Here is a 25,467-nt window from a genome sequence, read left to right on the forward strand (position 1 = left end):
GAAAACTACTTCTTGGCAAGGTATTGTTCAGCGCGCCAGATCCCGATGAAGCTCAGTCCTGAACTCATGGAGTTGACATGAGGGCCTTCAAGGAGAATTGTTGTGGGAGTAGACTTAACATCAAGGGTTTTTACGGCATAGGGTGAAGAGATGAAACGAAACTCATAAGGGGATTGCCCAATGAATCGTCTGATTGTGGATTCATTTTCAAATGAATTAATGGCATAGATCTGATGGGCCGCAAGTTTTCCTTCTTGTACTGATTGATGAAGGCGCTTCATTTCAACCTTACATGGCCCACACCAAGTTGCCCAAAAGATGGCAAGGCTTCTGTTTTGCAAATCTTTACTTGGAAACTCGAGTTTTTTATTTGTGCGAAGATCTACATACTCTTTTGGAGTAAGAGTACTTCCTTCTTTTTTAAAGTTATTGAGTACAGCAGGGGCCTGCTTGTAAATAATAAACCCAACAAGAAGGATGGAGATGAAATTTGTGGCCGTATTCCACTTCTTTTTCATGGCAGTAATTGTACCATGTAACGGATTAGGAGTTATTAATAAAATCCTATTTTTTTTGACAGCTGTAAGCGCCCAAAACTACAGTATTCATCGACTAAGAAATAGACGCTAGTTGAGTAATGTAGTAGTTTATAGACATGAATAATGAAGAACTTGAAAAGAAATTAATCGCATTAGAAGAAAAGTTTTGTCACCAGGATCATTTACTTGGCCAACTAAACGAGGTTGTTACTAAACAAGAGTTTATCATTGATGAACTTGTGACTCATATTAGAAATCTACTTGCTCACCAAGGAGATAGTTCGGGTGAGCAGATGACTCTTGAGAATCTTAAAGATTTCAAACCACCACATTACTAGGTACTTATGATTAAATTAGAAGCTGCATATAAGGGACTGCGTGAGTATAAAGACCTCACTGGTCGTCCACAACAAACTCCTGGAGCGCACTTTAGTCGTGTCACTCCTGAAAAGTCTCCCGCTCCTAAAGAGCTTTGCTGGTCAAATGATCTTGCGAAGGCAATGGGAATTAATGAGACAGACAAACAGAGTTGGTTAAGGCTTCTTAGTGGTAACCAAGAAGAGTACCATACCACTCCGGTGGCAACTCGCTACGGAGGACATCAATTTGGTCACTGGGCCGGTCAACTAGGTGATGGCCGCGCCATGACTCTAGGGCTTTATGAAGGTCTTGAGGTTCAATTAAAAGGTGCCGGACTTACTCCTTATTCAAGAGGAGCTGATGGCAAGGCCGTTCTTCGCTCATCTTTAAGAGAATATATTTGTTCGGAGGCCATGTTTAATTTAGGCGTTCCAACAACTCGAGCACTATGCCTTGTTGAAACAGGTGAGCAAGTCTTACGTGATATGTTCTATGATGGAAACGCTGCCTATGAAAAAGGTGCTATCTGTACTCGCGTTGCTCCAAGCTTTTTGCGCTTTGGCCACTATCAAATCCATGCGGCCAATCATGAGTTGGAGGAGCTAACAGAGCTTGTTAACTTCACCATTGATAATTACTTTCCGGGCATGAGCATCGAGGAGATGTTTAAAGAAGTCACTCGTCGAACAGCTTTTTTAATGAGCGAGTGGATGCGTGTGGGCTTTGTTCATGGCGTGATGAATACTGATAACCTTTCGATGCTAGGCCTTACTATAGACTATGGGCCATATGGTTGGCTTGATCGCTTTGATCCAAATTGGACACCAAATACAACGGACTTTAGAGAAAGACGCTACCGTTTTATTAATCAAGTAAGTATTGCTTATTGGAATCTTGCGCAACTTAAAGAGGCCCTGCAGACAGTATGTCTTGAAAGCTTAGATGAAGTTCTTGATCAATTTCCAGAATACTTTCACAGCTTCTATCAGGAGAGTGTGGCCAAGAAGTTGGGGCTTAAAACTTGTACGCGTGAATTTATCGATGAGCTCTTTGACTTAAAATATGAATTGCAGGCCGACATGACTCTCTTTTATCGAACTCTCATGAGTGTGATGGAAGGTAAGGAAGTCTCTTGGCAAGATGCCTTCTATAAGGACTTAAGTGATGTCGATAATGCAAGAATTAATACTTGGGTAACGAAGTGGCAACGAGAGCAGAAGCTTCAAAGAGTTGATCCAATGATTGCTTTTGGTGTTATGAACGAAGCCAATCCTGTCTTTATTCCACGTAATTATATTGTGCAGATGGTTTTAGATGATTTAGAAAAAGGGGATGAAACATCTCTTCGAAATCTTGAAAAGGCCATTGCTAATCCATATGAGTTAAATGAATTCACAAGACCTTTTCTTGTTAAGGCCCCTGATTGGTCGACATCAAGGCCAGGTTGCTCGACACTAAGTTGTTCGAGCTAATTGCAGCGAGCTTAGTGGCAAAATTGTGAAGGGGCGCGCTTCCAAGTTGGCTCGCATTGAGTTAGCCATTCACCACTATCGTAGTGAGCATAGCCAAACCACCACATCACGTGGTCTCCGTTTCCTAGTGGTACTTCATCTGGATATACTTCTGGGCTTTGGCCATTTACTGAATAACACCAACCGTGTGCATTCATTTGTGTGTCACTTAAAACTTCCATGGCATCAAGTCCCGTTGGCGTATCAAAGATCGAGTTCATCGCCCTTTGAGTTCCTTTGTAGGCAATACCAAAATTATTAAGAAGATCAATCGTAGCACTTCCGACAGTTGAACCATTTTTTAGCTGCATCTCTGTTTTAAAGAGTGCACCTCTTTTACAAGGGCCTACAAACTCAAAAGTTGCGGCAAAGCTAAAAGTTGAAATAAGTGCTAAAAGTGCAAATTTGTACATAATCTCTCCTAAGTATAACGCTTTCTAACACCCTAGGTTTTCATTGCCATGGCACTGTGCGCAAGCATATGATTTTTTACATGAGTGATTATGTATGGGGTAGTGAAGAGACCCAATATTTCTTCCAATTAAATCCAGAGGCAATTTTAGATGCTATTGATGCAGTTGGTTTCAAGACGACGGGGCGCTGTTTACCGTTAAATAGTATTGAAAACCGTGTCTATGAGATCGAGGTGGATCGCCCTGAGGCCGAGATTAACTCCCCAAGTGACCATTTTATTGTGGCCAAATTTTATCGTCCAGGGCGCTGGACGAAGGATCAGATCATCGATGAGCACAATTTCATAAAGGATCTTAATGATGCGGAGATTCCTGTAATCGCTCCACTTGAAATTGATGGCACAACTCTATTTGAGATGCCAAATCACAAGATCTTCTATTGCCTCTATGAAAAGAGAGGGGGCAGAAACCCAGAAGAGATGAATATCGAGCAGCTTGAAATCATGGGGCGTTCTCTGGCCCGTATTCATAGTGTTGGTGCCTTAAAGAGCGCTGATCATAGAATTAAGCTCACTCCTGAAACATACGGAGTCGCCAATTTAAAATTTCTTGCTTCAACAAATTATATTCCAACAGATATTCGCGAGCACTTCATTACGATTTGTGAGCAAATTATTAGTGAGTCTAAGCCACTATTTGAAAATGTAAATTATCAAAGAGTCCACGGTGACTTTCATAAAGGAAATATCATCTTAAGAGGTGATGACTCATTCTTTGTGGACTTTGACGATATGGTGATGGGGCCAGTGGTTCAAGATGTTTGGCCTATTTGCCCTGGAGATGATCAACAATCCGTCATTGATCGCAATATCTTTCTAGAAGCCTATGATAGCATTCGCTCATTTCCTTATGAGCAACTTAAGCTTATTCCTTCACTACGAGCTCTAAGACTAATTCACTTTAGTGCATGGATTGCTAAGAGGTGGGATGATCCATCATTCAAGTATACTTTTGGCTATTTTGAATCACCAAACTACTGGTATGGGCAAATGAATGATTTAAGGGCCTTACTATCTAAGATAATAGAAGTTAAGAATCCTTACCAGTACTAGACGTATCTTAAAAGTTGCGAGAAAATTTACCTCTATCATAATAAATTAATAAGTAATTTAGCGAGGTAATGAATATGGATATTCGTTTAAAAACTTTCGAGGAATATGAAGCTGCCTATGAGCAGGCCAAGAATAACCCATCAGAATACTGGGGATCAATTGCAGAAAATTTTCAATTCTCAAAAAAATGGGATGAAGTCACTCTAGGTAATTTTAAAGACGGCGATATCCGCTGGTTTCATGGAGCGAAATTAAATATTACTGAAAATTGTCTTGATCGCCATCTTGCGACTCGTGGTGATAAGAAGGCGATGGTCTTTGTTGCCAACGATCCGAATGAAGCAAACCAAGAATTTACATATAAAGAACTTCACGCTCAAGTTTGTAAAACAGCAAATATGTTGGAAGGACTTGGCGTAAAAAAAGGTGACCGCGTTTGCATTTATATGTCGATGGTTCCTGAGCTAATGTTTACAGTTCTTGCCTGTGCAAGAATTGGTGCAATTCACTCTGTCGTCTTTGGTGGATTTTCTGCCCAAGCTCTAGCGGGAAGAGTTGAAGATGCTCAATGTAGTGTTCTTGTGACAAACGATGGTGGACTTCGTGGAACGAAAGTGACTGAGCTTAAGTCAATCGTTGATGAAGCACTAGAAGATAAGGCCTGCAAAAGCGTAAAGAACGTCATTGTTCACAAGCGTGCAGGAAATGACGTCGTGATGAAAGAAGGACGCGATGTTTGGTGGCATGAGCTTTTTGATAAAGCATCAGACAAGCACGAAGCTCCACAACATGACGCCGAAGATCCATTATTCATTCTTTATACGTCTGGATCAACTGGAACACCTAAGGGTGTTCTTCATACACAAGCTGGTTACATGGTTTGGGCAGCATATACTTTTGCCAATGTTTTCCAAGTGGATGAACAGGATATGTATTGGTGTACCGCCGATATTGGTTGGATCACTGGTCACACTTATATTACTTATGGGCCACTTTTAAATGGTGCCACGACAATGATGTTTGAAGGTGTTCCTACATATCCAGATGCGGGACGTTTCTGGGACATCGTAGAAAAAAATAAGGTAACACATTTCTATACAGCACCAACTGCTGTTCGTGCCCTTATGGCCGCTGGAGATGATGTTCCGGCCAAGTACGATCTTTCAAGCCTGAAGGTTCTTGGTTCAGTAGGTGAGCCAATTAATGCAGAAGCTTGGCACTGGTATAATGAATTTATTGGAAAGAAGAAATGTCCAATTGTTGATACTTGGTGGCAGACAGAAACAGGTGGGATTTTGATTTCTCCACTAGCAGGACTTACAAAAACAAAACCATGTAAGGCAACTCTTCCTCTTCCGGGAATCGTTCCTGTTCTCGTTGATGATAATGGGCATGAAATTGGTGAAACGATGGCCGAAGGAAAGCTTTGTATTAAGTATCCATGGCCTGGAATGCTACGTACGGTTTATAAGAATCATGAGCGTTTTATGAATGCTTATCTAAGAACATATAAAGGTTATTACTTCTCTGGTGATGGCGCAAAACGTGACGTTGAAGGCTACTTTAGAATCACTGGACGTGTGGACGATGTTATCAATGTTTCAGGACACCGTTTTGGAACGGCCGAAATTGAAAACGCTATTGGAAAAAATCATGCCATCGCTGAAAGTGCGGTTGTAGGTTACCCTCACGACGTTAAAGGTGAAGGTATCTATGCTTACGTTGTGACTGATCTTACTGATGAAGCCGAAGTAACGAAGCTTATTAATGCAACAGTCGTAAAAGAAATCGGCGCAGTTGCTCGTCCTGATAAAATTCAAATTGTTTCGGGGCTACCAAAGACACGTTCGGGAAAAATTATGCGTCGAATTCTTAGAAAGATTGCGGCCCATGACTTTAATAATTTTGGAGATACTTCAACACTTCTTGACCCATCAGTGGTTGAAGAAATTAAGAATGGTGTGAAGTAGAGTAGTATTTTTTAAGAAAGTAGAAAAATGATAACGGCCAAAGAAACAAAGAATGAGAAAGAAAGACTATCGTTACTAGAGTCTTTGAAAATACTAGATACACAAGATGAAGATGTTTTTGATAATATCACTCAGTTAGCTTCTGAAATAACGAATGCTCCAACTGCCTTACTTTCCTTTGTCGATAAGGAAAGGCAGTGGTTTAAATCAAAAGTTGGGATCGATATTTGTGAAACGCAACGTAAGTTATCTTTTTGTGCTCATGCAATTCACTCAAGTGAACCTTTGATTGTGGAAGACGCTAGAGTTGATGATCGCTTTAAAGATAATCCTCTTGTTTGCGATGGCCCTAAAATTGTCTTCTACGCTGGTTTTCCTCTTGAGATATTAGATGGGCACCGCTTAGGTACACTATGTATTATCGATACAAAACCTCGAAGCTTAGATGATTCTCAGATTTCGATGTTAAAGACTTTGGCCAATCAAATATGCCAACTCCTAAGACTTAGAAGTGACTTAAATAATGTCAGTAAATTCTCTCTTATGATGGAGGAGATTCAACGTTTGAATCTTGCTTCAACAGGAGATCCATTCGACTTTTTTCCAAGTTTCTTATCAAGGGGAGTGGATGTTCTTGATTTAGAGTACGGTATCATTAGTCATATTAACGATGGTATTTATCATGTTGTGGAAGTTGTTGGGCCTGATAATCAAATAGAGAAGGGTTTTGAAGCAAGTATTGCGGATACGTATTGTGATCAAGTCATAAAAAAGAACAAGACAATTGTTTTTGAAAATGTTGGTGAAGATGAGCAAATGTGTGCTCACCCTGTCTACGTAAATATGAAACTCGAGTCCTTTATTGGGACACCAATACGAGTTAATAATGAAATCTATGGAACGTTAAATTATTCATCACGTATTATAAAGAAAAGAGGCTTCAGTAAGGAAGAGATAAGGTTTGTTGAAATTTTATCACAACTTATTTCTAAGAAAATTGAAGTTTGGAACGCATTAAAAGAAAGAGAGAAGGCATTTTCTGAGCTACAAGAAAGCTTGAATGAATTCCAAACACTATCTGAACTACTACCTGTTGGTGTCTTCTTAACAACAGAAGATGGTTTGGCCCGATATCAGAATAGACGTTGGCTCGAATATGCAGGGATGACAAAAGAAGAGGCCCTTGGTGAAGGTTGGATTAAGGCAATCTATGCTGAACAAAGGCAAGAGGTTGGTAAGAAGTGGGCACAAGCAGCTGCAAACTCTAAAGAATTTGATCTCGATATTAAATTTTGTAATGTAAAGACAGGTGAAATAACTTTCACAAAAACAATTGCAACCCCTTTAAGAAATAACGATGGTCAAGTTTATGGCCATATTGGTGTTAATCTCGATACGACTAAACAACTAGAGTATGAAAAAAGCCTAAGAGATGCAACAAAGAGTGCGCAGGAGGCTTCAAAGGCAAAGTCTTTATTCTTGGCCAATATGAGCCATGAAATCAGAACTCCACTTAACTCAATTGTTGGCTTTTCAGATCTTCTATCGAAGGCCGATATTTCAAATGAGTACGTCGAATATGCTAGTTCTCTTAAAAGCTCTAGTGAGGTTTTATTAAATCTTGTAAATGATATTTTAGATATTTCAAAAATTGAAGCCTCGGCCATCTCTCTTGATAAAAGAACTTTTAACTTAAAAGACTTATTAATAGAAGTGATGGATATCTTTACTTGGCCGGCCAAGAAGAAAAATATTTCCCTCTCTTATTCTATCGAAGAGAGCTTAGCTCACTTTTTCATCGGCGATTCTTCTCGAATCATGCAAATCCTAATCAACCTAATTAGTAATGCTATTAAGTTTACTGACGAGGGAAGTATTCTTGTTAAAGTCCAAGAAAATAGAAGCGCCGATCTTCCAGGGAACTTAATTATTAATGTCATTGATTCAGGTATTGGTATCCCGGAAGATGTGAAAGATAATATTTTCAAGGCATTTGACCAAGGGAAGAAGTCGACAACTCGAGAGCATGGCGGCACAGGCCTGGGACTGGCCATTACTAAAGAGTTAGTGGAGTTAATGGGAGGAAGTATCCATGTTAGAAGTAGGGAAGGCATCGGTAGCGAATTTGTGATTTCTTTAGCGCTTGAGGTTGAAAAAAATCAGCAAGAACCTTTAGTTCAAAATGAAGGCCCTAATAAGGAAGAAAAATTAGACGCTAGTGAACTTAAGATACTTCTCGTCGATGATGCTATTAATAATCGTAATTTGATTAAGGTTTATTTAAAAAATGAGAATGCGACTATTATCGAAGCCGAAAATGGTCAAGAAGCATTTGATCTTTATAAGAAAGAGAATAACTTTGATATAATCTTAATGGATTTACAAATGCCTATCATGGATGGCTTTGAGGCGATTGAAAAGATTAGAGACTTGGAAAGAAGCGAGAATATTGGTCGAGCTTCTATTATTGCCTTAACAGCTTATGCCTTAAAAGAAGATAAGGAGCGTTGTTTTGAAATTGGATGTGATGAATATTTAATTAAGCCAGTAAAAAAAGATGGTGTCATAAAGCTGATTAATAAAGTGCTTGCAAGCAAAGGAGAGTAAGTGGATTTTTCAGGTAAGAGTATACTTGTTGTTGATGACGATAATCGGTTCATTAAGATCGTAAAGAAACACTTAGAAGGCTTTGGCTTTGAGGTTCCTTCATCTAATAACTTAACAGAAGCATATGAATATCTTGATAAAAATTTACCGGATCTCATTTTACTCGATTTAAATATGTCTACAGAGTTTGGTGGAGAGTTTTTAGTTCTTCGAAATAGAAATGAGCGCTTAAAAGAAGTGCCTGTTTGTATTTGTTCTGCAAACCCAGATTATTCGATTGCTAAATCTGTCATTGAGATGGGTGTCGACGACTATATCGTAAAGCCTTTTGATAATGAGTTATTAATGAATAAAGTTGCAACCATTTTGAATAATAATTAGGTGCCTTTTGAAGTTCACTAGACCAGTTATCGATAAATATTTAATAGAAATTATTCCTGACTTTATCACAAATACAGTCGTTGATTTTAAAGAGTTTCAATCTTGTTATCGTGTCAAAGATTACAATGGCATGAGTAGAGTGTGTCACCGAATTTTAGGTAGTGCTAAATCATATGGTTTTGATCAGCTAGATGAAATTGTCAGGGAGCTAAAGAAGCATGTTGACTCTGGTGATTTTGAGAAAACTGTAGAAATAAATGAAGTTTTTAAAAGCTACGTGAATTTCTTATTGGCCAATTTTAATTAGTCGCTATTTTTTATATTCTGATAATGAGTACCCAAGATTGAAGTGCGTTCTTATGAAGTGAGAGTTTGATTTTACTTTCTTTCTTAAGTTACTAATGTGATGATCGATCGTTCGATCTGTTACATCTAATTTATTACCCCAGACATTATCAAGTAATCCCTCTCTTGAATGAATGACTTCAGGAGATTTAGCAAAGAATAGTAAGAGGTTAAACTCAAGCGTTGAAAGAAGAATGTCTTCATGGCCCTGCTGGCCCTTCATGACTAAAGTACGACTTTGTAGATTAAACACCAAGTCTCCTAAAGAGAGAGTATCTGAAGACTTATTATTTTTTTGTACCTTTGCCCTAATTCTTGCAAATAACTCTAATGGCTCAAAAGGTTTTTCAATATAGTCATCAACACCAAATTGAAAGGCCTTGAGTTTCATTACTAAGTCTGTGTTTTGGCTGATGATAAATACTGGGATATTGTATTTCGTAAAGATATCCCTTTGCTCAACGAAGTAGTTAAGCCCATCACTTTCTTCCAAGTGTATATCGATAATGACGATATCAATCTTATTCTCTTCAAGAGTTTGTTGTACTGCTTCTGTGGATTCAAGATAATGAAGATTCTCGTCACTATTTAAGTAAACTTTCATGAGATTATAGATTCTAATATCATCATCAATTAATAGAAAATTCTTCACTAGGCCTTCTTTCTTGGGTGCAATCTTTTCCTATTATACCAAAAAACTTTAAGAATAGAATCATAAAACAAGCTTTATCTTGTTGATATTATTGACTTGTTAGCGGGGCCTAATAAGTTCGTCACATTGGGGTCATAGCTTAGATGTAGTATTTAACTCAAGCCTAATCATGGAGTGTTTTAATGGCAAAAGAATTAAGCTTTGAGCAAAGATCAAGAGTACTACAAAATAACAATAAGAATAAGATTCGATGTCATCAGAAGAGAATTGTGATTCTCGATGATTGCCCAAGAATCACAAATTATTTGCGCCCAATTCTGGAGCCTGACCTTCAGTTTGATGTCGTAACATTCAATGATGAGTTTGAAGCTGTTAAGTATATCTCTCAAAATGAGGTGGATCTTGTGATCTTGGACATTAATCTAGGGGAGTCAAACGGGATGAGTATAAGAAGAGTGATAAAGTCATTAAATGACTCAGATATTCAATTCATATTTATTTCTCAAGACAAGAATTATCGTGCCCTAATTGAAGGTATTGGCACTGATTTCCCAATGTTCATCCAAAAGCCAATTGCAAGCTCGATATTAAAGAAAACAGTTTATAACTGCTTGTATAAAGACTCGTATTTGAATTTGGTCTAGGAGGATTTTATGATTTTTGTAAAAGCAGATATTGACCCTGAGTTAGTAAGCTTAATTCCTGATTTTATCAAGTACACCTTACTAGACTATGAGAAGCTATCCTCTTTCTATAAACTTAATGATATCGGGGGAATGAGTAGCGTTTGTCATACGATCTTGGGCTCGGCAAAGTCCTATGGCTTTTTTCAACTGGATCAAATCATATTTAATTTACAAAAAGCTCTAAAAGATGGGGATGAAGACTCATTGCAGAAATGGTTTGAAACCCTAGGTCGCTATGCTGAGTTTTTGAAAGAGCAATATTGTTAAATTAGGTTAAGTTTTCACTACCTATCTTATCGATACTTTTCTCATATGCTAGAAAAGTATAATGAGAGAGGTAATATCTAAAAGAGATGACATTCAGCTAATGAAGGAGATCTTAAAGAATCACCACACCCTAAACAAGGTTAGGGTTTGGTTTGATCTACTTATTAACGCTCTTATTGGATGGAGTGCTTTCTTCTACACATGTTTCCATTTTAATATCTTCACTTTAATTGTTGCGATTTTCTTTATCTATCGTGGAACAATCTTAGTTCATGAGGTGAGTCATATCGCAAAGAAGATTAAAGGGTATCGTACGGCCTTTAATATTCTCTTTGGTTGGCCTAACGCTTATCCAGTCTATCTAGGAGATGCCCACCTCTTTCACCACGGTAAGAAGACTTATGGTACCAAGAGAGATCCAGAATATAAGTATATTTCAGAGTTTAGCTTTCTTACTTTATCAAGACCTCTTATGGCATCAGTTGCACTGCCTATCGTGCAGGTCATTCGTTTTGGGGTGTTTCCACTTGTTTATCCATTCTTAACTAGGGAACAGAAGGTCTGGGTTTATCAAAATATGTCCACCCTCGCTTTTTCTATGGATTATAAGAGACCAATTCGTAACGAAGAAAAAGAGGTTGCCCGTATGGTTAGAAATGACCTTATGTGTGTGCTCTATAAGGCCATTATTGGGGCCCTTATTTTTTCTGAAATCCTTCCCATGCGTACGATATGGATTTGGTTTGCAATTGTGGTGATCTCTTCAACGCTAAATATGTACCGCGCACTCTTTAATCATCTCTATACTAATGAGAAGCTAGAGCCTATGAGTTGGGAAGAACATCTCTTAGACACTGTGACAATAGAGTCGGGACTCAGTTCATTTTTAATTTTTGTTAATGGACTAAATTACCATGCCATCCACCATCTCTTTCCTGAGCTTCCATATACAAATTTGGCCGCCGCTCACAGAGAATTGATGGAGAAGCTTCCACCAGATCATATTTATAAATGCAATACGTACTCTAGTATTTTCCATGTTTTAGTGACGTCAATTTCCATACAGAGATTTAACAAAGAAATGATTAGGCCATAGCTCAAGCTAAGTGTATAATGTGTGGATGAAACGATTTCTTGTCTTATTAATTTTAATTTCTTCATTTATTAGTTGTTCTAAACCAACTCCAGAAGAAACGGTTGAGAGTGTGATTCGTGAAACTTTCTCGGCCAATTTTGAAGAAACATTCAATTACTATGACCCAGGCTTTGGAAATCAGCAGCAAATTGCTGACTATCGTGGCTTCGTAAAAGATGTTGTGACATGGGAAAAGAATATCAAAAAGACTAAGAAGGAAGTTCTCTCGGCCATTCAGGGCCTACTTTCATTTAAGATCGTAGACGTGAAAAAAGAGGGAAGTCGCGCAACTGTTAGAACGATTATTATCGTGCCAGAGTTTGATAATAAATTCGATATGCAGATTGCCTTGTTAAAGTTAACAAGACCTCCACTTGTCTCAAATCGTCCCCAAACAAATGCGACGATTATGAAGAATATCAACGATGGCCAATATACACTTAAGCCAGTTGAAGTCGTATTTAGTTTAATGAAAAAAGATAAGTGGCGCGTAACAGGTGTCACAAATATAAGAGGACTATGGCGCTTTGAAAATTAAGCAAATAATCCTATTCATCTGGTTCTTCCTATTAGGAAGTATCGCAAGTGCTGCTTCAACACAGATTGATTTTGAGGATAGTGCCAAGATCTTTTTGGACTTTAATCAAGAGGCCAGCTCCTCAATTGAAAATCACACCAGAACACCTGAGCTTAAGTCTTTAGAAGACTTACCTGATGAGTACTTACATCTAATTCATCTCGATAATGACCTAAGAGCACCTTCTTATGGTCGCCTTTCAAACACAGAACCAATACTTGCCACAAGTCTATTTTTTGGCATTCACTCTGGGCTCAGCCCACCATTGTCTTAGATCAATTATCACAATTTAAAAATTATTTGATTTAAAAACAATGGAGGATGTATGGAAAACGCATCAGTAGATACTTCTGTAGAAGTAAAGAAATTTGATTATGAAGGTAAAGTTAGACAACATGATAATAATGAGCAAGAGCAGGGAAGTGTTTGGGGCTTCTATTTATGTGTGGCCCTTTTTCTAGCAATCTTTTTTGCTGTTATCATCGTTCAGATGTATTCTCTATAATTTCATATGCTTAAGGGGGGCAATGCCCCCTTGTTTAAAATCTAATCACCATAATATTTCTTACCACCCTTATATAATCTCATGTCGATTTCTGATAGATTCAAAAAAAAATCTGATGAGGTTCACTATGAAAATTACACTAGTCGCATTACTTGCTCTTATTTCTTTTAATTCATCTGCCGCCAAATTAGCGGGTAATTATGAAAGCTCTAGCGGATGCTCTGTTAGCATTGAGTGTGAGGAGGGATATTGCCATGCAACTGTTGAAAAAGGTGACAAGTCTCTTACTCTTGAAGGAGAGTTAGACACAGATAAGTCAGATGAATTTAGATTGTATCGTCAGTACACAGGTGTTGAAAAACGCTGGTTTCATGATGATGAGTATACTGGCTTTAATGACCTTGTTTTAGAGAAGCAGAGAAATGGAAAGTTTATGGTTGATTCACTTTCCTCAAAATACAATCTCTTTCCACACTTTCCAAAGAAAGAGAGAAATATCATCGTTTGTAAAAATCTAGTAAGAGTCGAATAAAAAAAGGGCCAGAATCTGGCCCTTTTCTTTTTTAAAATATCACGTCAGTTTCAACTGGGTCTTTAATGACAAGATCACCATCGTGATCATCGTGATGATTATCACCGTTGTGATCATTGTGATGATCATCACCATCATGATTATCGCTATGACTATCACCATCTGTATGGCCATTTGGCTCAGTTGGTTCTACTGTTGGCTCAACTACTTCATACACAGGAGTTCTTTTGATGTACTCTGGTCTAAAGCCCTGATCAACTGCAATTTGTACTAGCTCTTCATATTTTGATTCTTCAATCTCTCTTTCACGAGTCAGGATGAAGAGGGTATTTCTATTTCTATCCGCTACGATTGCCTCAGTATAGTCTTCATCGAGGTGGATGATCTGGTAATCTCCGCCACCAACTCCAAAGTATCCAAGTAGTGGTACAAAGCTAACCTTAAGTTTTGCATTCGAAATTTCATCAACAACTTTTGCATAGGCCTTATCAACTTTTTCTTTTCCGTTAACTAGCTGGCAAGAATTCTTAACTCTAATTCTGTGGTGCTTAAGTGTGTACTCTGCCTTTGTTCCCTGACATCTTAGGTTAAAGAAAGCATCGTATGCACCCTGTTGGTACCAAGTTCCCAGGTAGCGAGAAAGATCAACATACTCAACAGTTTGAAAGTTATTAGCAGGAAGCTCTTCTGAAGGCATAAGAACTTCATTGATTTCGTGAACAATGATATTTCTATCGTGCTTCTTAAGAGTTCCAAGGCGTAGAGTACTTGAGTTTAGAATAAATTCCTCACTATCTTGATCCACAAGGATAACTCTTCCATGGAATGTCTTAACTTCTTTCTTCTGTCTAAGATCACTCTTGTCGTGGCGTCCGTAACCAATATGATAAAGAAGAAGTTTTCTAAGCTCTAGAGGGTTTGCTAGAAGATACTCAACTGTTTCAGGAGGTAGCTTCGCAAATGCTGCATCATTCGGTGCAAAGATTGTGATTGGATGATCAATCGTTACGATATCATCAAGGCCTGCAATGCGGGCCGCGCTTAAGAAATTTCTAAATCGTCTCGTGTGCTTCATCGCACCGACTGTTTCAGTTGTTGATAATTTTGTTTCATCTCCGCTTTTTCTTTCTGCTAGAGCAGTATTAAAGAAAAATGGTAGTGCTGCCAAAAAGATTAATACTTTTTTCATGAATCCTCCCATAAGTTATGGATGGAAATGTAGCTTTTTATTAACAATTTAGAAGTTTAAGTTTGGTTAAGAAAGGTTATAAGGAAGTTAAGAAAAAGGGCCAATGACTTGGCCCTTCTATAAACTTATGCGTTTGCTTTGATAAGTTGTACTTTGAAGATAAGAGTCGCGTGTGGAGGAATCTTAGCTCCTGCACCGTGCTCACCGTAAGCAAGCTCAGATGGGATTGTTAGTTCCCAAGAGTCTCCCTCTTTCATTAGTTGAAGCGCTTCTGTCCAACCTTTGATTACACCACCAACTGGGAATTGGATTGTTTGTCCTCTTTGGAATGAAGAATCAAATACAGTTCCATCAATTAGTTTTCCTTCATAGTGAACTTCTACTGTTGACTCAGCAGTTGGAGTTGCACCTGAACCTGCTTCTAGAACTTTATATTGTAGACCTGAAGCAGTTGTTGATACACCTTCAGCTGCTTTGTTTGTTTCAAGGTATGCACGACCTTCTTCAGCTAGCTTATTTGCTGCTTCAGCAAGTTGTCTTGCCATGTGCTCTTGGAACTCAGTCATTGTTTTTTGAGTTTCTTCTGGTGATAGTTGGCTTGCTTCACCTTTCATTGCAGATGATACTGCGTTTGCGAAAATTTCAGCGTTGATTTCCATTCCTTGTGCAACAAAATCAGAACCAATTTGGCGACCGATAATGTAGCTTACTTTTTCCATATGAGTTTCCATTAAATACCCTTTGTTTGGTTAAATACTACTAATAATAGTGTGAACCTTAGCATTTAATGGAGAACATGTCGAAAATTTGCATGTATTTAGCGCAATGTTCCGTTTTTCTCACCACCTGGATACCAACATTCTGGACGCTCTAGGTCTAAAATCCCGTTAATCATCGTGTCAAAGCGACATTGGGCCGCAGGGTAGTAAGACGGATCAGTGTTAAGCTCTGTGGCCACATTTGATGAATAGGTCTCAAAACTTACCTCGTCACCATTGCTTTTAAAGAAGGCCTGATCAGCTTCCATGGCAGTAAGAAGTCTAAGACATGTAAAGTACTCATGCTTATCTTGTTTTGAACAAAGATCTTTATAGATAGGCTTCTCTTTTACTTCACGTAATTCTGGAAGATATTTAAAGACAACAGCTAGACAGTCTTTCGTGGCAAAGAAATCAGATTGTCCTTCCATTGAAGAGTGATAGCCCATATTCATTGGATCATCCTTCTTAGGATCACCACCAATACCGTGGCCGATCTCGTGACATGCAGTTAGGGCGAGTCCATCAGGAGTCATTCCCGCAAGTCGACCAAATCCACCCATTAAGTAAATACGGTGTTCAATTTGATCTTCTTGATTTGTTGCCTGGACATATGAGGCATGGATCATATCAATATCCCACCAATACGAATCAGGTAAACCTGCAATTGGTAAGTTAATTTGTAAAACTTCATTTTGTGATGGGGCAAGTTCACTATAAGCTTGATAGAGAGCATCTTTGACTTGCTCGTACTCGTCCTTGCTAACGGCCGCAAAGACTGATTTTGTTAGTGTAAATAAACAAACGAGAAGGATTAATTTTTTCATGAAAAGGTTCTACCCAGATTTCGAATTTTGAACAAGATATCGGGTAAAATTTCATTAAATAGGAGAGTTTATGTACCACGAAGTACTTGATTTTTGGTTTGATGAGCTTACCGACGAACAAAAGTGGATGAAGGATACCCGCATTGATCGCGAGATTGAGAAACGCTTTGGTAGGCTTCATACTAAGGCCGCCAAGGGAGAGTTATTTGAGTGGAGGGAAGAGCATCTTGGACGTTTGGCCGAAATCATCATTCTCGATCAATTCTCTCGCAATATTTATCGTGGTGATGCACGCTCTTTTGCCAGTGATGATATGGCCTTGGTCTTGGCCCAAGAGGCAATTCTCCAAAAAGCCGATGAAGGTTTTACGACAAGAAAAAAACACTTTCTCTATATGCCCTATATGCACAGTGAATCTCTTACAATTCAAAAAGAAGGGCTAAGGCTGTTTGAAAAATTGGATAATGATATGGCCCTTCAGTATATGCATCAGCATATGGGAATTATCGAACGTTTTGGACGTTATCCACATCGCAATGAAGTACTCGGCCGAGAATCCACTCCTGAAGAGATTGATTTTTTGAAAATGCCAAATTCTAGTTTCTGAGTTATGATCTAAGAATGAAAGATGCAAAACTAGTGTGGTCTGATGAGGCCGGTGATTTAAGAAAAAAAAATAGTAAAAATAATTCTAATGAAGAAGTTAATGAATCTGAACTTGTTTTAAAAATTAGAAGACTAACTTCAGGAAAGGGAAGAGCGATTGTTGAAATTAGCGATCTTCCTGCAAATAAAAAATGGTGTCAGAAACTTGCTAAGGATTTAAAAAAATCTCTTGGTGTTGGAGGTGCCTTTAAAAACGACTATATCGAAGTTCACGGTGAAAAGCTTGATCAGGTTAAGGCTCACTTCGATAAAAAAAATTTAAAGTGGAAACAGACTGGAGGCTAGACTCCAATATCTGAGCATGTTAGTATTTTACTCATGATGCGAATTCTACTTTCTCTATTCACTGTCTTTATGATTTTTGTGAGCTTCACTCATGAGGCCCATGAAATTAAAGTCTCTGTGGATAATATAGAAAGTACTAAAGTCGAGAAGTCTAAACTCGATCATCCAGAACATTGTGATGATCACGACAGTGGTTCTGATCATTGCCATATTCATTGCACAGGTCTGCACTTCCTGGCCAATCTCGAACATACTGTTCAATTAAAATTACCACTTCTTGAAATACATAAGACACAAACACCAAGATTGGATTTCTTCAAATCCCCATACCTCGACCCGGCAAAGAAGCCACCTTCTTTATCGTAAATTTTCAAATTTAAAGTTTTAACATTCTTATTTAAAAAGGATTAATGCGATGAATACTAGTCGAAGTAGCGTCGTGATTCTTGCAATGTGCATAGGCTTAAACACCTATGGACAGAGTTGTCGTATCACAGATGCTAATGAATTTTTGAAGAAAATTAAGTCAAATCATCAAGTCAATCACTTGGCAAAGGCCAATGAAGAAATACTTGATGGTGAAATTAATTCGGCCAATCAGGTTTATAACCCTGAGGTTGAAACAGAAGTCGTCTCTGCAGGGAGTAATGAAATCTCTTCCATGATTAAGCTAACTCAAACTTTTGAGCTAGGGGGAAAGAGAGGTTCACGTAAAGCATGGGCACAGAGATTAAAAGAGCTTGGAAGTCTTGAGTCGAAAGGTGAAAAGGAAAAGGTTGTTTTAGAAAATATTCTAAATATGTATCGCCTTAGACAAATTCAAGAACTCATTCCTGTCTATCAAGAATCTTACGATTCTCTAAAGAAAGTGCTAGATAAGAAGAGCAAGATTAGAAAATCATTATCACCAAGCCAAGAAGTCGAGTATGAGACTCTTTCGTTTGCGATGGATGATTACTACATCAGGCTATCAGAACTAATTGCTGAAAAAGCAAACCTACAAGTCCATTTAAAATTAAATGCAGGAAAGAATTGTGTTGTCACAAAAAGTGCTCTGCCAAAATTATTTAAGTTTAAAAAGATCAACTTAAAATCACTAGAGTTAAAAGATAGCACTGACTATAAGAAAGGACTCGCACAACTAGCCGTTGCTAAGGCAGAGTATGATGTCGCCAAGTCCAATGCTTATAGTGATCTTTCTATTGGGCCTATGTATGAATACTCCAAAGTTGATGATGAGAAAGAGCATGCCTTTGGTCTAAGCCTTACTTTTGACTTACCAGTTTTTAATACAAATGATGGAGCAAAGGCCAAGGGGATGGCCGCAGTTAAAAAAGGTGAGTATCAAATTCGTTATGATGAACTTGATCTTCAAATTGATCTTAGGAATTGGATTCAAAAATATCAACGTTATCAATCAGTTTACAAGAAAATGGTTTCTCAGGCCGTCTTAGAAAAAAAACATAAGAGAATAGAAAAGCTCTTTGATCGCGGTGTGATTTCAACATCGCTGATTATTGAGGCCCACAGACAAATGGTGGACTTTTCCATTAGGCGAAACGACTACGAAATGGGAGCAGTCGAAGCTTTATGGAATATCTATTTACTAAGAGGAACAATTCTAGAGGAACAAATATGAAAAGAATATTCTTACTAATATTACTGATAGGTTTAGTTGGTTGTGAATCTCATCATGACGAACACAAACACGATGAACATAAGCATGAGGAACATTCTGACCATGACGAACATGAGGAACATGAAGATCACGAAGGACATGACGACCATGACGACCACGACGATCATGGCCATGGACACGGGCATGGTGACGAAAAAACTGGTGAAGGCAAGGCCATCACAAAGGTTGATGAAAAACACGGTTTTCAACTGTCTCATGAAGCTCAGAAGAGACTTGCTATAAAGACGACATCTTTTGAAAAGGGTTTTTATAATATTCCTGATAGCGCCTACGTGGTTGTTGGAAAGGAGCGCGCTCTTTATCGCAAGAGGGAAGGCTTCTTTAAGTTAATAGACGAGCATGAGTTAACGGGATCATTTACTAAAGGTGATGAAATCGTTATTAGCGGCATCGGTCTTCTTCGCGTTTCAGATATCTTCTCTACAGATGAATCTGAATATGGTCACGCACACTAGGAAGGAGGGCAAGTATCATGATGAATAAAATAATTGAATTTAGTGTTCATAATCGTCTCTTTGTTTTTATTGCGACGGCCATTCTAATCATTGGAGGTATCTACTCATTTGATAAATTATCAATCGATGCCGTTCCGGATATCACAAATACCCAGGTGCAGGTTAATACTCCTGTTGAAGGGTTAACTCCTGAAGAAATTGAAAGAATGGTAACGTTTCCAATTGAGTCGGCTTTAACGGGAATGCCAGGAGTTGAACAAACGCGATCTGTATCGAAGTACGGTATCTCACAGGTTACTGTCATCTTTAATGATGATGTGGATATTTTCCGTGCCAGACAACTTACTTCAGAGAAGCTTGTTAATATTGAACTTCCTATAGGAATGAAACCAGAGATGGGGCCAATCAGTACAGGCCTTGGAGAGATCTTTCACTACTCCTTAAGTTTTAAGGGAGAAGTAAAAACTGAAGAAGAGGAGATGCTGAAGCTTATGGAGCTTCGCTCTATCCAAGATTGGTTGATCAAGCCAAGACTTCTAACTGTTAAAGGTGTAACAGAAGTTAATACAATTGGTGGTTATGAGAAGCAATATTTCATCCAGCCAGATATTGATAAAATGGCCCGCTTTGGAATTCACTTTGATGATATTGAAAATGCCATTGAGAGTACGAACCAAAATGTTGGGGGAGGATATATTCCTCAAACTGGTGAGCAACTTCTTGTTCGCGGTGTTGGTCTTTTAAAGAATATCTCTGATATCGAAAATATTGTTATCAAACGCCTTGGTTCTCTTGATATCATCCGTGTAAAAGATGTGGCCGTTGTTAAGTTTGATAAAGAGATTCGCACAGGAGCAGCAACTCATAATGGAAAAGAAGTTGTCATCGGCACGGCCTTCATGCTTCTTGGGGAAAACTCTCGTGCTGTATCAATTAGACTTGAAGAGCGTATCAACGAGATTAAAAAGGATCTTCCTTCATGGGTAAATCTCGAAATCGTTTATAATCGTTCGAATATGGTTAATGCTACTCTAAGTACAGTTGAGCATAACCTAATTGTAGGTGCCGGACTTGTAATGGCCTTTCTCATGCTTCTTGTGGGAAATATTAGGGCCGCAATTATTGTTGCTGCAACCATTCCAATTTCACTTTTAATTACTTTCATCCTAATGCGCTGGCAAAATGTTTCAGGAAACTTAATGAGCCTTGGTGCTTTGGACTTTGGAATCATTGTTGACGGTGCTGTTATTGTTATTGAAAATTGTGTCCACCGCTTGCAAAAGAGAACAAAGGAAATTGGACGTGCCTTAACACGTGCTGAAATTAAAGACCTTGTTGTGGAAAGTGCTATTGAAATCCGCTCAGCAGCTGGATTTGGAGAGATCATTGTTATTACTGTTTTCATTCCACTCTTTGCACTGACTGGGGTTGAAGGAAAGATGTTTGGTCCAATGGCCACAACTTTTATTATGGCCCTTGCCTCAGCACTTGTACTTTCATTCACCTTAGTACCTGCTCTAGCTGCAACTTTCTTAAGCTCTAATACACAAGATCGTGAACCAAGAATCATGCTTCTTGCAAAAAAGGCGTTTGCTCCAATTTTAGAATTGGCCTTAAAATTTAAAAAGACTGTCCTCGGTTTTGGCGTATCTGCTATTGCTCTCGGTGGAATTCTTTTTATGGGCATGGGCTCCGAGTTTATTCCTCAATTAGATGAAGGGGACTTTGCTGTTCAGTTTATCCGTCCTGCTAATGTTAGTATTGAAAACTCAATTCACCTTCAACGCTTAAGTGAAGATGTTATTAAAGAGTTTCCTCAAGTAAAGACGGTCTTTGCAAGAACAGGAGCCGCCGAGATTAGTACGGACCCGATGGGTGTCAATATTTCGGACTCATATGTCATGCTTAAGTCTAGAGATGAGTGGCCTAAGAATGAACATATCAAAAACAAGGCCGAGCTTATGGAGGAAGTAAGAAAGGCCCTCGCCTTAAATATACCAGCTCAAGTGGCCATGTTCTCTCAACCTGTAGAGCTTCGTTTTAACGAGTTACTTGAAGGAACAAGGGCGTCTGTTTCTGCTAAGGTTTACGGTGAAGACTTAAAAGTCATTGAAGAGATCGCCACTAAGGTTTCTGCGGCCATTGCAAAAACACCTGGTGCAGGAGAGGTTGAAGTTGAATCAAAAGGGCTCGCTCCAATGATTCAATACACGCCAAAGCTTGATGAACTAGCTAAACTAGGCGTAAGTAGTAAACCTGTACTTGATGTTATTTCAACTGCTATCGGTGGTGCCCAAGTTGGGGATATCTATGATGGAGTGAAGAAGTATCCGATCATGACTCGTTTGTCTGCAAACGAGAGGAAGGATGTGGAGACAATTTCAAATCTTCCTGTTGGAATCTCTGAAGGCTACACTGTTAAGATTAGTGATGTGGCCGATATTGAGCTTTCTGAAACATACGCATCAGTTAGTCGTGAAAACTCTGTTCGAAGACTTGCTATTCTTATTAATCCACAAACTCGAGATATCGAAAACTTTGTTAAAGTTGCAAAAGAGATTGTTGAAAAAGAAGTTAGTCTTCCAGAAGGTTACTATATCGAATGGGGTGGAAGTTTTAAGAATCTTATTTCTGCTAAAGAAAGACTAAGCGTTCTGGTTCCTTTGGCCCTGCTTCTCATTTTAGTTATGCTCTATGCGGCCTTTAAGAATTATGCACAAGTCTTACTCATTTTTCTTTGTGCACCAATGGCCCTTATTGGTGGTGTCCTTTCATTAAAGATTTTAGGTCTACCATTTAGTATTTCTGCTGGGGTTGGCTTTATTGCTCTTTGTGGGATTAGTATTCTAAACGGTGTTGTTCTTGTGACTTACTTTAATCGACTCTTAGCTGATGGAAAATCACCTGATGACGTTGTGAGGGAAGGGACAATGGTTAGACTTCGTCCAGTTCTTATGACGGCCTTAACGGATATTTTCGGCTTCCTGCCGATGATTTTTTCAACAGGGCTAGGGGCAGAGGTTCAAAGACCTCTTGCTACAGTTGTCGTTGGAGGAATTATATCTGCAACACTTCTAACACTTGTTGTTCTTCCTTCATTGTATCGATTATTTATTGAGCAAATGAAGACTGAATAAGCTCTAAGGTCTTGAAACTTAAGAGAAATCTTAAGTTTTAAGACCATTTCTCCCTGTTTAAAATAGGCGTCTAAATCTAAGACATCCATTGGCAAATTTTCAAATAACTCGATAGATTTCCTAGATATGATAATTTACTGCCAGACTTTTAAGAAGGTACAAGGGAGCCTGAATTGAATAAATTTATTATTGCTACAGCAATCACTTTATTAAGCACTCAAGCATTTGCATCATTATCAGTTAATGATGGCCTGTCAAGTTGCCGCTTTTCAAATAGTGAAGCTGCAGTAAATTATGCTCGTGCTCTTGAGGGTTCCACTAAGGCCGCTGCCTTACTTAAAAGAGGAGATCTTGCGCAGCTTGAATCTTGTTCAACGGCAATGACTGAAGCTCTTGCCAAGGGTGTAAGCTATAATGAATTAGCTAAGACTGTTAACACAAGCTTTAATCACCTTGAAAATGGTATGGAAATTACGATCGAGCTTCGTGGTAAGGATTTCTATGAGGTTAAGGGAGATGCCCTTACTGGAACAAAGTCGACAATTGAAGGTGACTTCGACATGGTTATTAGTGTTGAAGGCTCACGTAATGAAATCTCGCAAGGAGTTCCTACTAAACAAATACTTAATAAAATGAAATTAAACGTTGTCTCTAAAAAAGCAGTTCAAATTATCTTTGAAGAGCATGAAATTGATATTGTGGTACCAGCAGTGGTTAAGAAGACTTTATTTGGTAAGCTCAAACAAATCTCAATTAGTGCAGAGAACTTAGAAAGAGCAATCGCTCCAGCTCTTACGGCCCAAGGCCTTGATTTAGCAGATGGCTTCAATTTGAATACCGAAAAAGGCTCATTCACAATGGACTATTCGGTTTCAGCAATGGATTGTGGAGTCAATCAGCTCGATGAGTTCGAATGTGGCTCATCTTTTATCTTTCAATTATCAGCACAATTTTAATTGGCATAACTAGAGCGAGGCCATGTCGATGGCCTTGCTATCTTACTGATATCTTTAGATCTCTGACATAAATATTTAATAATTGATATAATTACTCCGTTAAGCGTATGGGAGATAATTATGAGGAACTCGATTATTAAGATCTTAGCGCTTATTGGCCTCTTGGCGACAGCTACCCAGACTCATGCAAAAATGATTGTGGAGAAAGAGGAGTACTCTGGCGAGGCGATCGTTGAAGACTTTGCTCTAAAGAATTTTTACCGCAGGTTTGTGGATATTACGGATAGCTATAATCAAAGACGCAAAGACCCTGAGGTCTATGCCCAATCCTTTAAAAATATTAAAGAGCAGCATAAGTACTTTCGCTGGCTAAAGAAGACTGGCATCGGTGAGCTCCCTCCTGCAACGATTAAAAACGGTGTGGCCACCATTAGAGTTGGTAACTACAAATTACAATATTCCATTGAAACTCTGGTTAAGAATCAATTTCTATTGAATGAGCGTCCTGTTGACTTCAAGAAGCTTGATTTTAATAAGGCCTTTGATGAACTTGTTGAAAAAGTTAAGGCCACTCGAAGATTTACAGTCCTTGATCTTATCATTCCAACTGCCCATGCGGATGCCATGAGTGGACTTGAAAATACACTTCTGGCAACCATGCTCTATGTGAACTCGGACTTCGCTGAAAGAGAGTGGTGTATTTCTTGTGATGATGAAAATGCCGAGGTGACAAAGAAGAATCTTGAGAAGCTTCTAACAAGAGTCGATCAAATGCTTAACTCATGTGAAAATGAAACCGCCAAGATTGAAGATATTTATTCAAACCTTTCTTTCTTTGCAGGGGACAACGACCAGGGTGGCTTCCGCTCTGAGTCTGCAACAACATTAAAGAATCACTTTCCAGCTATTGAAGGTGAGCTTAAGGACGTTTCTTGCGAGAAGCTCGTTTACAATGTGTACAAGGATGAAATTAATCCAGCGGATAGAAATCTCTTTGTAGAATACTACCGTTTAACACCAGAAAGACAGGCCCGCAATCAAAAGGCCGTGGCCAATTATAAGAGAATTGTAAAATCAAAATGTGATCGTGTTGCAGCTTTGAATGTATGTATGATCAGTAATTATTATGGAGCAGAGGATATTTATAATGACTCTCGCTCTCCTGGACAAAAGGAATACGATCGCCGTCGTAAGCCGTCACGAGAGTATCAGATTCGCGGTATTACTCAATAATAGGCAGCTTAGGAATTATGTGATAGAAAGACGACTATGGACCAATTACAAGAAACATTTGAAGAAATATTAGAAAAAGTAGAATTTAAGAAAATGGATCAATTTGAAGAGCTTCTTCATAAGTGTATCCACGTCTCTAATGACTCATCGAAAAGTACATATGCCGTATATGAAAATATGGTATTCAAACTCGATGCATTCTTTAAAGGCTTCGTTAATTTTCAAAATGAATTCGGTAAAGATAAGAAGTATATCGCAGCAGTTCATGCCCTTAGTGCCATCTGCTATGGCCTAGGAATTGAGCTTGAAGACGAAGAGCTTTTCATCATTTACCATCTAAAAGACCAAGGTAAATTCAGAAAAAGAGAAAAAGACCTTCACTCAGAACTTAAAAACCTTTGGGCCGGTTATCCTTACAAAGAATTTGCCATGGCCGATGTGGACTTCTCTCACTCATTAAAAAACTTAATGCGTGCAAAATTCATCGATTACCGTCGCGGAAACCTTCATATCAATCAATCTTTGATTATACGTTTTAAAGATCGCTATTAAGCACCCGCAAAATTGGCCGCCCTAAGGCGGGCTATTGTTTGCGGTGCTAGGCCCCCAACTCTTCAGCTAGAGATTAGTGTCGAGAGCGAGGGTTCAAGCCCGAGCGGTTCGTCTCAAG

29 protein-coding genes are annotated in these 25,467 nt (G+C 38.7%); 23 read left to right on the plus strand and 6 right to left on the minus strand.

The features are described 5' to 3' along the window. Nucleotides 1-5: 5 nt before the first annotated feature. Nucleotides 6-518: a TlpA family protein disulfide reductase gene (locus ABMA79_RS09015; RefSeq protein ID WP_393057667.1), complete on the minus strand. Its 513-nt coding sequence runs from the start codon at nucleotides 516-518 to the stop codon at nucleotides 6-8. Between the two features lie 137 nt (nucleotides 519-655). Between ABMA79_RS09015 and ABMA79_RS09020 the strand changes: the two genes are divergently transcribed. Next, nucleotides 656-877 (plus strand): SlyX family protein, encoded by a 222-nt coding sequence (locus ABMA79_RS09020; protein ID WP_392859736.1) that lies wholly within the window; start codon nucleotides 656-658, stop codon nucleotides 875-877. 6 nt (nucleotides 878-883) lie between these two features. After that, nucleotides 884-2,371, plus strand: coding sequence for a YdiU family protein (locus tag ABMA79_RS09025; protein WP_393091983.1), 1,488 nt, complete (start codon nucleotides 884-886; stop codon nucleotides 2,369-2,371). A gap of 11 nt (nucleotides 2,372-2,382) precedes the next feature. Here the strand turns inward: ABMA79_RS09025 and ABMA79_RS09030 are convergent, their stop codons facing one another. Beyond that, nucleotides 2,383-2,823 carry a DUF4430 domain-containing protein gene (locus ABMA79_RS09030; RefSeq protein ID WP_392859741.1) on the minus strand — a complete coding sequence of 147 codons (441 nt, stop codon included), beginning with the start codon at nucleotides 2,821-2,823 and terminating at the stop codon, nucleotides 2,383-2,385. Nucleotides 2,824-2,903: 80 nt separating this feature from the next. Between ABMA79_RS09030 and ABMA79_RS09035 the strand changes: the two genes are divergently transcribed. From ABMA79_RS09035 to ABMA79_RS09055, 5 genes are all read left to right on the plus strand, one after another. Next, entirely contained in the window at nucleotides 2,904-3,935 is a 1,032-nt protein-coding gene (locus tag ABMA79_RS09035; protein ID WP_392859743.1) for a serine/threonine protein kinase, read from the plus strand. A 74-nt stretch (nucleotides 3,936-4,009) separates the two neighbouring features. Next, a complete protein-coding gene (gene acs / locus ABMA79_RS09040) occupies nucleotides 4,010-5,905 on the plus strand; it encodes an acetate--CoA ligase (protein WP_392859745.1) in 1,896 nt (631 codons plus the stop codon). 27 nt (nucleotides 5,906-5,932) lie between these two features. Next, nucleotides 5,933-8,512 carry a GAF domain-containing protein gene (locus ABMA79_RS09045; protein WP_393091986.1) on the plus strand — a complete coding sequence of 860 codons (2,580 nt, stop codon included), beginning with the start codon at nucleotides 5,933-5,935 and terminating at the stop codon, nucleotides 8,510-8,512. Then, nucleotides 8,513-8,893, plus strand: coding sequence for a PleD family two-component system response regulator (locus ABMA79_RS09050; protein WP_393091989.1), 381 nt, complete (start codon nucleotides 8,513-8,515; stop codon nucleotides 8,891-8,893). It abuts the gene before it with no gap. A gap of 7 nt (nucleotides 8,894-8,900) precedes the next feature. Next, nucleotides 8,901-9,200, plus strand: a complete 300-nt coding sequence (locus ABMA79_RS09055) for a hypothetical protein (RefSeq protein WP_393091992.1) — start codon at nucleotides 8,901-8,903, stop codon at nucleotides 9,198-9,200. A 3-nt stretch (nucleotides 9,201-9,203) separates the two neighbouring features. Here ABMA79_RS09055 and ABMA79_RS09060 read toward each other — a convergent pair whose 3' ends face one another. After that, nucleotides 9,204-9,890 (minus strand): response regulator transcription factor, encoded by a 687-nt coding sequence (locus ABMA79_RS09060; protein ID WP_393091995.1) that lies wholly within the window; start codon nucleotides 9,888-9,890, stop codon nucleotides 9,204-9,206. Between the two features lie 182 nt (nucleotides 9,891-10,072). Between ABMA79_RS09060 and ABMA79_RS09065 the strand changes: the two genes are divergently transcribed. From ABMA79_RS09065 to ABMA79_RS09095, 7 genes are all read left to right on the plus strand, one after another. After that, nucleotides 10,073-10,534 carry a two-component system response regulator gene (locus tag ABMA79_RS09065; RefSeq protein ID WP_393091998.1) on the plus strand — a complete coding sequence of 154 codons (462 nt, stop codon included), beginning with the start codon at nucleotides 10,073-10,075 and terminating at the stop codon, nucleotides 10,532-10,534. Nucleotides 10,535-10,543: 9 nt separating this feature from the next. Continuing rightward, nucleotides 10,544-10,843 carry an Hpt domain-containing protein gene (locus ABMA79_RS09070; protein WP_393092001.1) on the plus strand — a complete coding sequence of 100 codons (300 nt, stop codon included), beginning with the start codon at nucleotides 10,544-10,546 and terminating at the stop codon, nucleotides 10,841-10,843. Nucleotides 10,844-10,904: 61 nt separating this feature from the next. Continuing rightward, nucleotides 10,905-11,939, plus strand: coding sequence for a fatty acid desaturase (locus tag ABMA79_RS09075; RefSeq protein ID WP_393092004.1), 1,035 nt, complete (start codon nucleotides 10,905-10,907; stop codon nucleotides 11,937-11,939). A 25-nt stretch (nucleotides 11,940-11,964) separates the two neighbouring features. Next, nucleotides 11,965-12,516: a hypothetical protein gene (locus ABMA79_RS09080; RefSeq protein WP_393092007.1), complete on the plus strand. Its 552-nt coding sequence runs from the start codon at nucleotides 11,965-11,967 to the stop codon at nucleotides 12,514-12,516. After that, nucleotides 12,506-12,829 carry a hypothetical protein gene (locus ABMA79_RS09085; protein WP_393092009.1) on the plus strand — a complete coding sequence of 108 codons (324 nt, stop codon included), beginning with the start codon at nucleotides 12,506-12,508 and terminating at the stop codon, nucleotides 12,827-12,829. The genes ABMA79_RS09080 and ABMA79_RS09085 overlap by 11 nt, the downstream gene beginning before the upstream one ends. A gap of 51 nt (nucleotides 12,830-12,880) precedes the next feature. Continuing rightward, the gene (locus tag ABMA79_RS09090) at nucleotides 12,881-13,060 is read left to right on the plus strand and encodes a hypothetical protein (RefSeq protein WP_392859770.1); all 180 of its coding nucleotides are present in this window, start codon (nucleotides 12,881-12,883) and stop codon (nucleotides 13,058-13,060) included. Between the two features lie 127 nt (nucleotides 13,061-13,187). Continuing rightward, nucleotides 13,188-13,592, plus strand: a complete 405-nt coding sequence (locus ABMA79_RS09095) for a hypothetical protein (protein WP_393092012.1) — start codon at nucleotides 13,188-13,190, stop codon at nucleotides 13,590-13,592. A 31-nt stretch (nucleotides 13,593-13,623) separates the two neighbouring features. Here ABMA79_RS09095 and ABMA79_RS09100 read toward each other — a convergent pair whose 3' ends face one another. From ABMA79_RS09100 to ABMA79_RS09110, 3 genes are all read right to left on the minus strand, one after another. Then, a complete protein-coding gene (locus tag ABMA79_RS09100; RefSeq protein WP_393092015.1) occupies nucleotides 13,624-14,781 on the minus strand; it encodes a lipocalin family protein in 1,158 nt (385 codons plus the stop codon). Nucleotides 14,782-14,906: 125 nt separating this feature from the next. Then, nucleotides 14,907-15,512, minus strand: a complete 606-nt coding sequence (locus ABMA79_RS09105) for an FKBP-type peptidyl-prolyl cis-trans isomerase (protein ID WP_392859777.1) — start codon at nucleotides 15,510-15,512, stop codon at nucleotides 14,907-14,909. 86 nt (nucleotides 15,513-15,598) lie between these two features. Beyond that, nucleotides 15,599-16,366, minus strand: a complete 768-nt coding sequence (locus tag ABMA79_RS09110) for a hypothetical protein (RefSeq protein WP_393092017.1) — start codon at nucleotides 16,364-16,366, stop codon at nucleotides 15,599-15,601. Nucleotides 16,367-16,436: 70 nt separating this feature from the next. Here ABMA79_RS09110 and ABMA79_RS09115 point away from each other — a divergent pair, with 70 nt between their 5' ends. The 9 genes from ABMA79_RS09115 to ABMA79_RS09155 all read left to right on the plus strand — a co-directional run bounded on the left by ABMA79_RS09115 (nucleotide 16,437) and on the right by ABMA79_RS09155 (nucleotide 25,349). Beyond that, on the plus strand, nucleotides 16,437-16,973 hold the full coding sequence (locus tag ABMA79_RS09115) for a DUF924 family protein (protein ID WP_392859784.1): 537 nt from the start codon (nucleotides 16,437-16,439) through the stop codon (nucleotides 16,971-16,973). A gap of 14 nt (nucleotides 16,974-16,987) precedes the next feature. Then, a complete protein-coding gene (locus ABMA79_RS09120) occupies nucleotides 16,988-17,317 on the plus strand; it encodes a hypothetical protein (protein WP_392859786.1) in 330 nt (109 codons plus the stop codon). Nucleotides 17,318-17,350: 33 nt separating this feature from the next. Then, nucleotides 17,351-17,683, plus strand: a complete 333-nt coding sequence (locus ABMA79_RS09125) for a hypothetical protein (RefSeq protein ID WP_392859789.1) — start codon at nucleotides 17,351-17,353, stop codon at nucleotides 17,681-17,683. A 49-nt stretch (nucleotides 17,684-17,732) separates the two neighbouring features. Continuing rightward, entirely contained in the window at nucleotides 17,733-18,956 is a 1,224-nt protein-coding gene (locus ABMA79_RS09130) for a TolC family protein (protein ID WP_393057689.1), read from the plus strand. Beyond that, the gene (locus tag ABMA79_RS09135; RefSeq protein WP_393092020.1) at nucleotides 18,953-19,471 is read left to right on the plus strand and encodes a hypothetical protein; all 519 of its coding nucleotides are present in this window, start codon (nucleotides 18,953-18,955) and stop codon (nucleotides 19,469-19,471) included. Before ABMA79_RS09130 ends, ABMA79_RS09135 begins: the two co-directional genes overlap by 4 nt. Before the next feature lie 17 nt (nucleotides 19,472-19,488). Further along, nucleotides 19,489-22,608, plus strand: coding sequence for an efflux RND transporter permease subunit (locus ABMA79_RS09140; protein ID WP_393092023.1), 3,120 nt, complete (start codon nucleotides 19,489-19,491; stop codon nucleotides 22,606-22,608). A gap of 173 nt (nucleotides 22,609-22,781) precedes the next feature. Next, nucleotides 22,782-23,564 (plus strand): hypothetical protein, encoded by a 783-nt coding sequence (locus ABMA79_RS09145; RefSeq protein ID WP_393092026.1) that lies wholly within the window; start codon nucleotides 22,782-22,784, stop codon nucleotides 23,562-23,564. Nucleotides 23,565-23,684: 120 nt separating this feature from the next. Beyond that, complete coding sequence (locus ABMA79_RS09150) at nucleotides 23,685-24,797, plus strand: hypothetical protein (RefSeq protein ID WP_393092029.1); 1,113 nt, start codon at nucleotides 23,685-23,687, stop codon at nucleotides 24,795-24,797. A 36-nt stretch (nucleotides 24,798-24,833) separates the two neighbouring features. Then, entirely contained in the window at nucleotides 24,834-25,349 is a 516-nt protein-coding gene (locus tag ABMA79_RS09155; protein ID WP_393092032.1) for a hypothetical protein, read from the plus strand. Nucleotides 25,350-25,467: the final 118 nt, after the last annotated feature.

It is taken from the genome of Halobacteriovorax sp. HFRX-2_2, from assembly GCF_043196705.1.
GTDB lineage: Bacteria > Bdellovibrionota > Bacteriovoracia > Bacteriovoracales > Bacteriovoracaceae > Halobacteriovorax_A.

Coding starts and splice junctions, on each gene's coding strand:
- ABMA79_RS09015 (WP_393057667.1), bottom strand. CDS start 518: ATGAAAAAGAAGTGGAATACGGCCACAAATTTCATCTCCATCCTTCTT.
- ABMA79_RS09020 (WP_392859736.1), top strand. CDS start 656: ATGAATAATGAAGAACTTGAAAAGAAATTAATCGCATTAGAAGAAAAG.
- ABMA79_RS09025 (WP_393091983.1), top strand. CDS start 884: ATGATTAAATTAGAAGCTGCATATAAGGGACTGCGTGAGTATAAAGAC.
- ABMA79_RS09030 (WP_392859741.1), bottom strand. CDS start 2,823: ATGTACAAATTTGCACTTTTAGCACTTATTTCAACTTTTAGCTTTGCC.
- ABMA79_RS09035 (WP_392859743.1), top strand. CDS start 2,904: ATGAGTGATTATGTATGGGGTAGTGAAGAGACCCAATATTTCTTCCAA.
- acs (WP_392859745.1), top strand. CDS start 4,010: ATGGATATTCGTTTAAAAACTTTCGAGGAATATGAAGCTGCCTATGAG.
- ABMA79_RS09045 (WP_393091986.1), top strand. CDS start 5,933: ATGATAACGGCCAAAGAAACAAAGAATGAGAAAGAAAGACTATCGTTA.
- ABMA79_RS09065 (WP_393091998.1), top strand. CDS start 10,073: ATGGCAAAAGAATTAAGCTTTGAGCAAAGATCAAGAGTACTACAAAAT.
- ABMA79_RS09070 (WP_393092001.1), top strand. CDS start 10,544: ATGATTTTTGTAAAAGCAGATATTGACCCTGAGTTAGTAAGCTTAATT.
- ABMA79_RS09075 (WP_393092004.1), top strand. CDS start 10,905: ATGAGAGAGGTAATATCTAAAAGAGATGACATTCAGCTAATGAAGGAG.
- ABMA79_RS09080 (WP_393092007.1), top strand. CDS start 11,965: ATGAAACGATTTCTTGTCTTATTAATTTTAATTTCTTCATTTATTAGT.
- ABMA79_RS09090 (WP_392859770.1), top strand. CDS start 12,881: ATGGAAAACGCATCAGTAGATACTTCTGTAGAAGTAAAGAAATTTGAT.
- ABMA79_RS09095 (WP_393092012.1), top strand. CDS start 13,188: ATGAAAATTACACTAGTCGCATTACTTGCTCTTATTTCTTTTAATTCA.
- ABMA79_RS09100 (WP_393092015.1), bottom strand. CDS start 14,781: ATGAAAAAAGTATTAATCTTTTTGGCAGCACTACCATTTTTCTTTAAT.
- ABMA79_RS09105 (WP_392859777.1), bottom strand. CDS start 15,512: ATGGAAACTCATATGGAAAAAGTAAGCTACATTATCGGTCGCCAAATT.
- ABMA79_RS09110 (WP_393092017.1), bottom strand. CDS start 16,366: ATGAAAAAATTAATCCTTCTCGTTTGTTTATTTACACTAACAAAATCA.
- ABMA79_RS09115 (WP_392859784.1), top strand. CDS start 16,437: ATGTACCACGAAGTACTTGATTTTTGGTTTGATGAGCTTACCGACGAA.
- ABMA79_RS09120 (WP_392859786.1), top strand. CDS start 16,988: ATGAAAGATGCAAAACTAGTGTGGTCTGATGAGGCCGGTGATTTAAGA.
- ABMA79_RS09125 (WP_392859789.1), top strand. CDS start 17,351: ATGATGCGAATTCTACTTTCTCTATTCACTGTCTTTATGATTTTTGTG.
- ABMA79_RS09130 (WP_393057689.1), top strand. CDS start 17,733: ATGAATACTAGTCGAAGTAGCGTCGTGATTCTTGCAATGTGCATAGGC.
- ABMA79_RS09135 (WP_393092020.1), top strand. CDS start 18,953: ATGAAAAGAATATTCTTACTAATATTACTGATAGGTTTAGTTGGTTGT.
- ABMA79_RS09140 (WP_393092023.1), top strand. CDS start 19,489: ATGATGAATAAAATAATTGAATTTAGTGTTCATAATCGTCTCTTTGTT.
- ABMA79_RS09150 (WP_393092029.1), top strand. CDS start 23,685: ATGAGGAACTCGATTATTAAGATCTTAGCGCTTATTGGCCTCTTGGCG.
- ABMA79_RS09155 (WP_393092032.1), top strand. CDS start 24,834: ATGGACCAATTACAAGAAACATTTGAAGAAATATTAGAAAAAGTAGAA.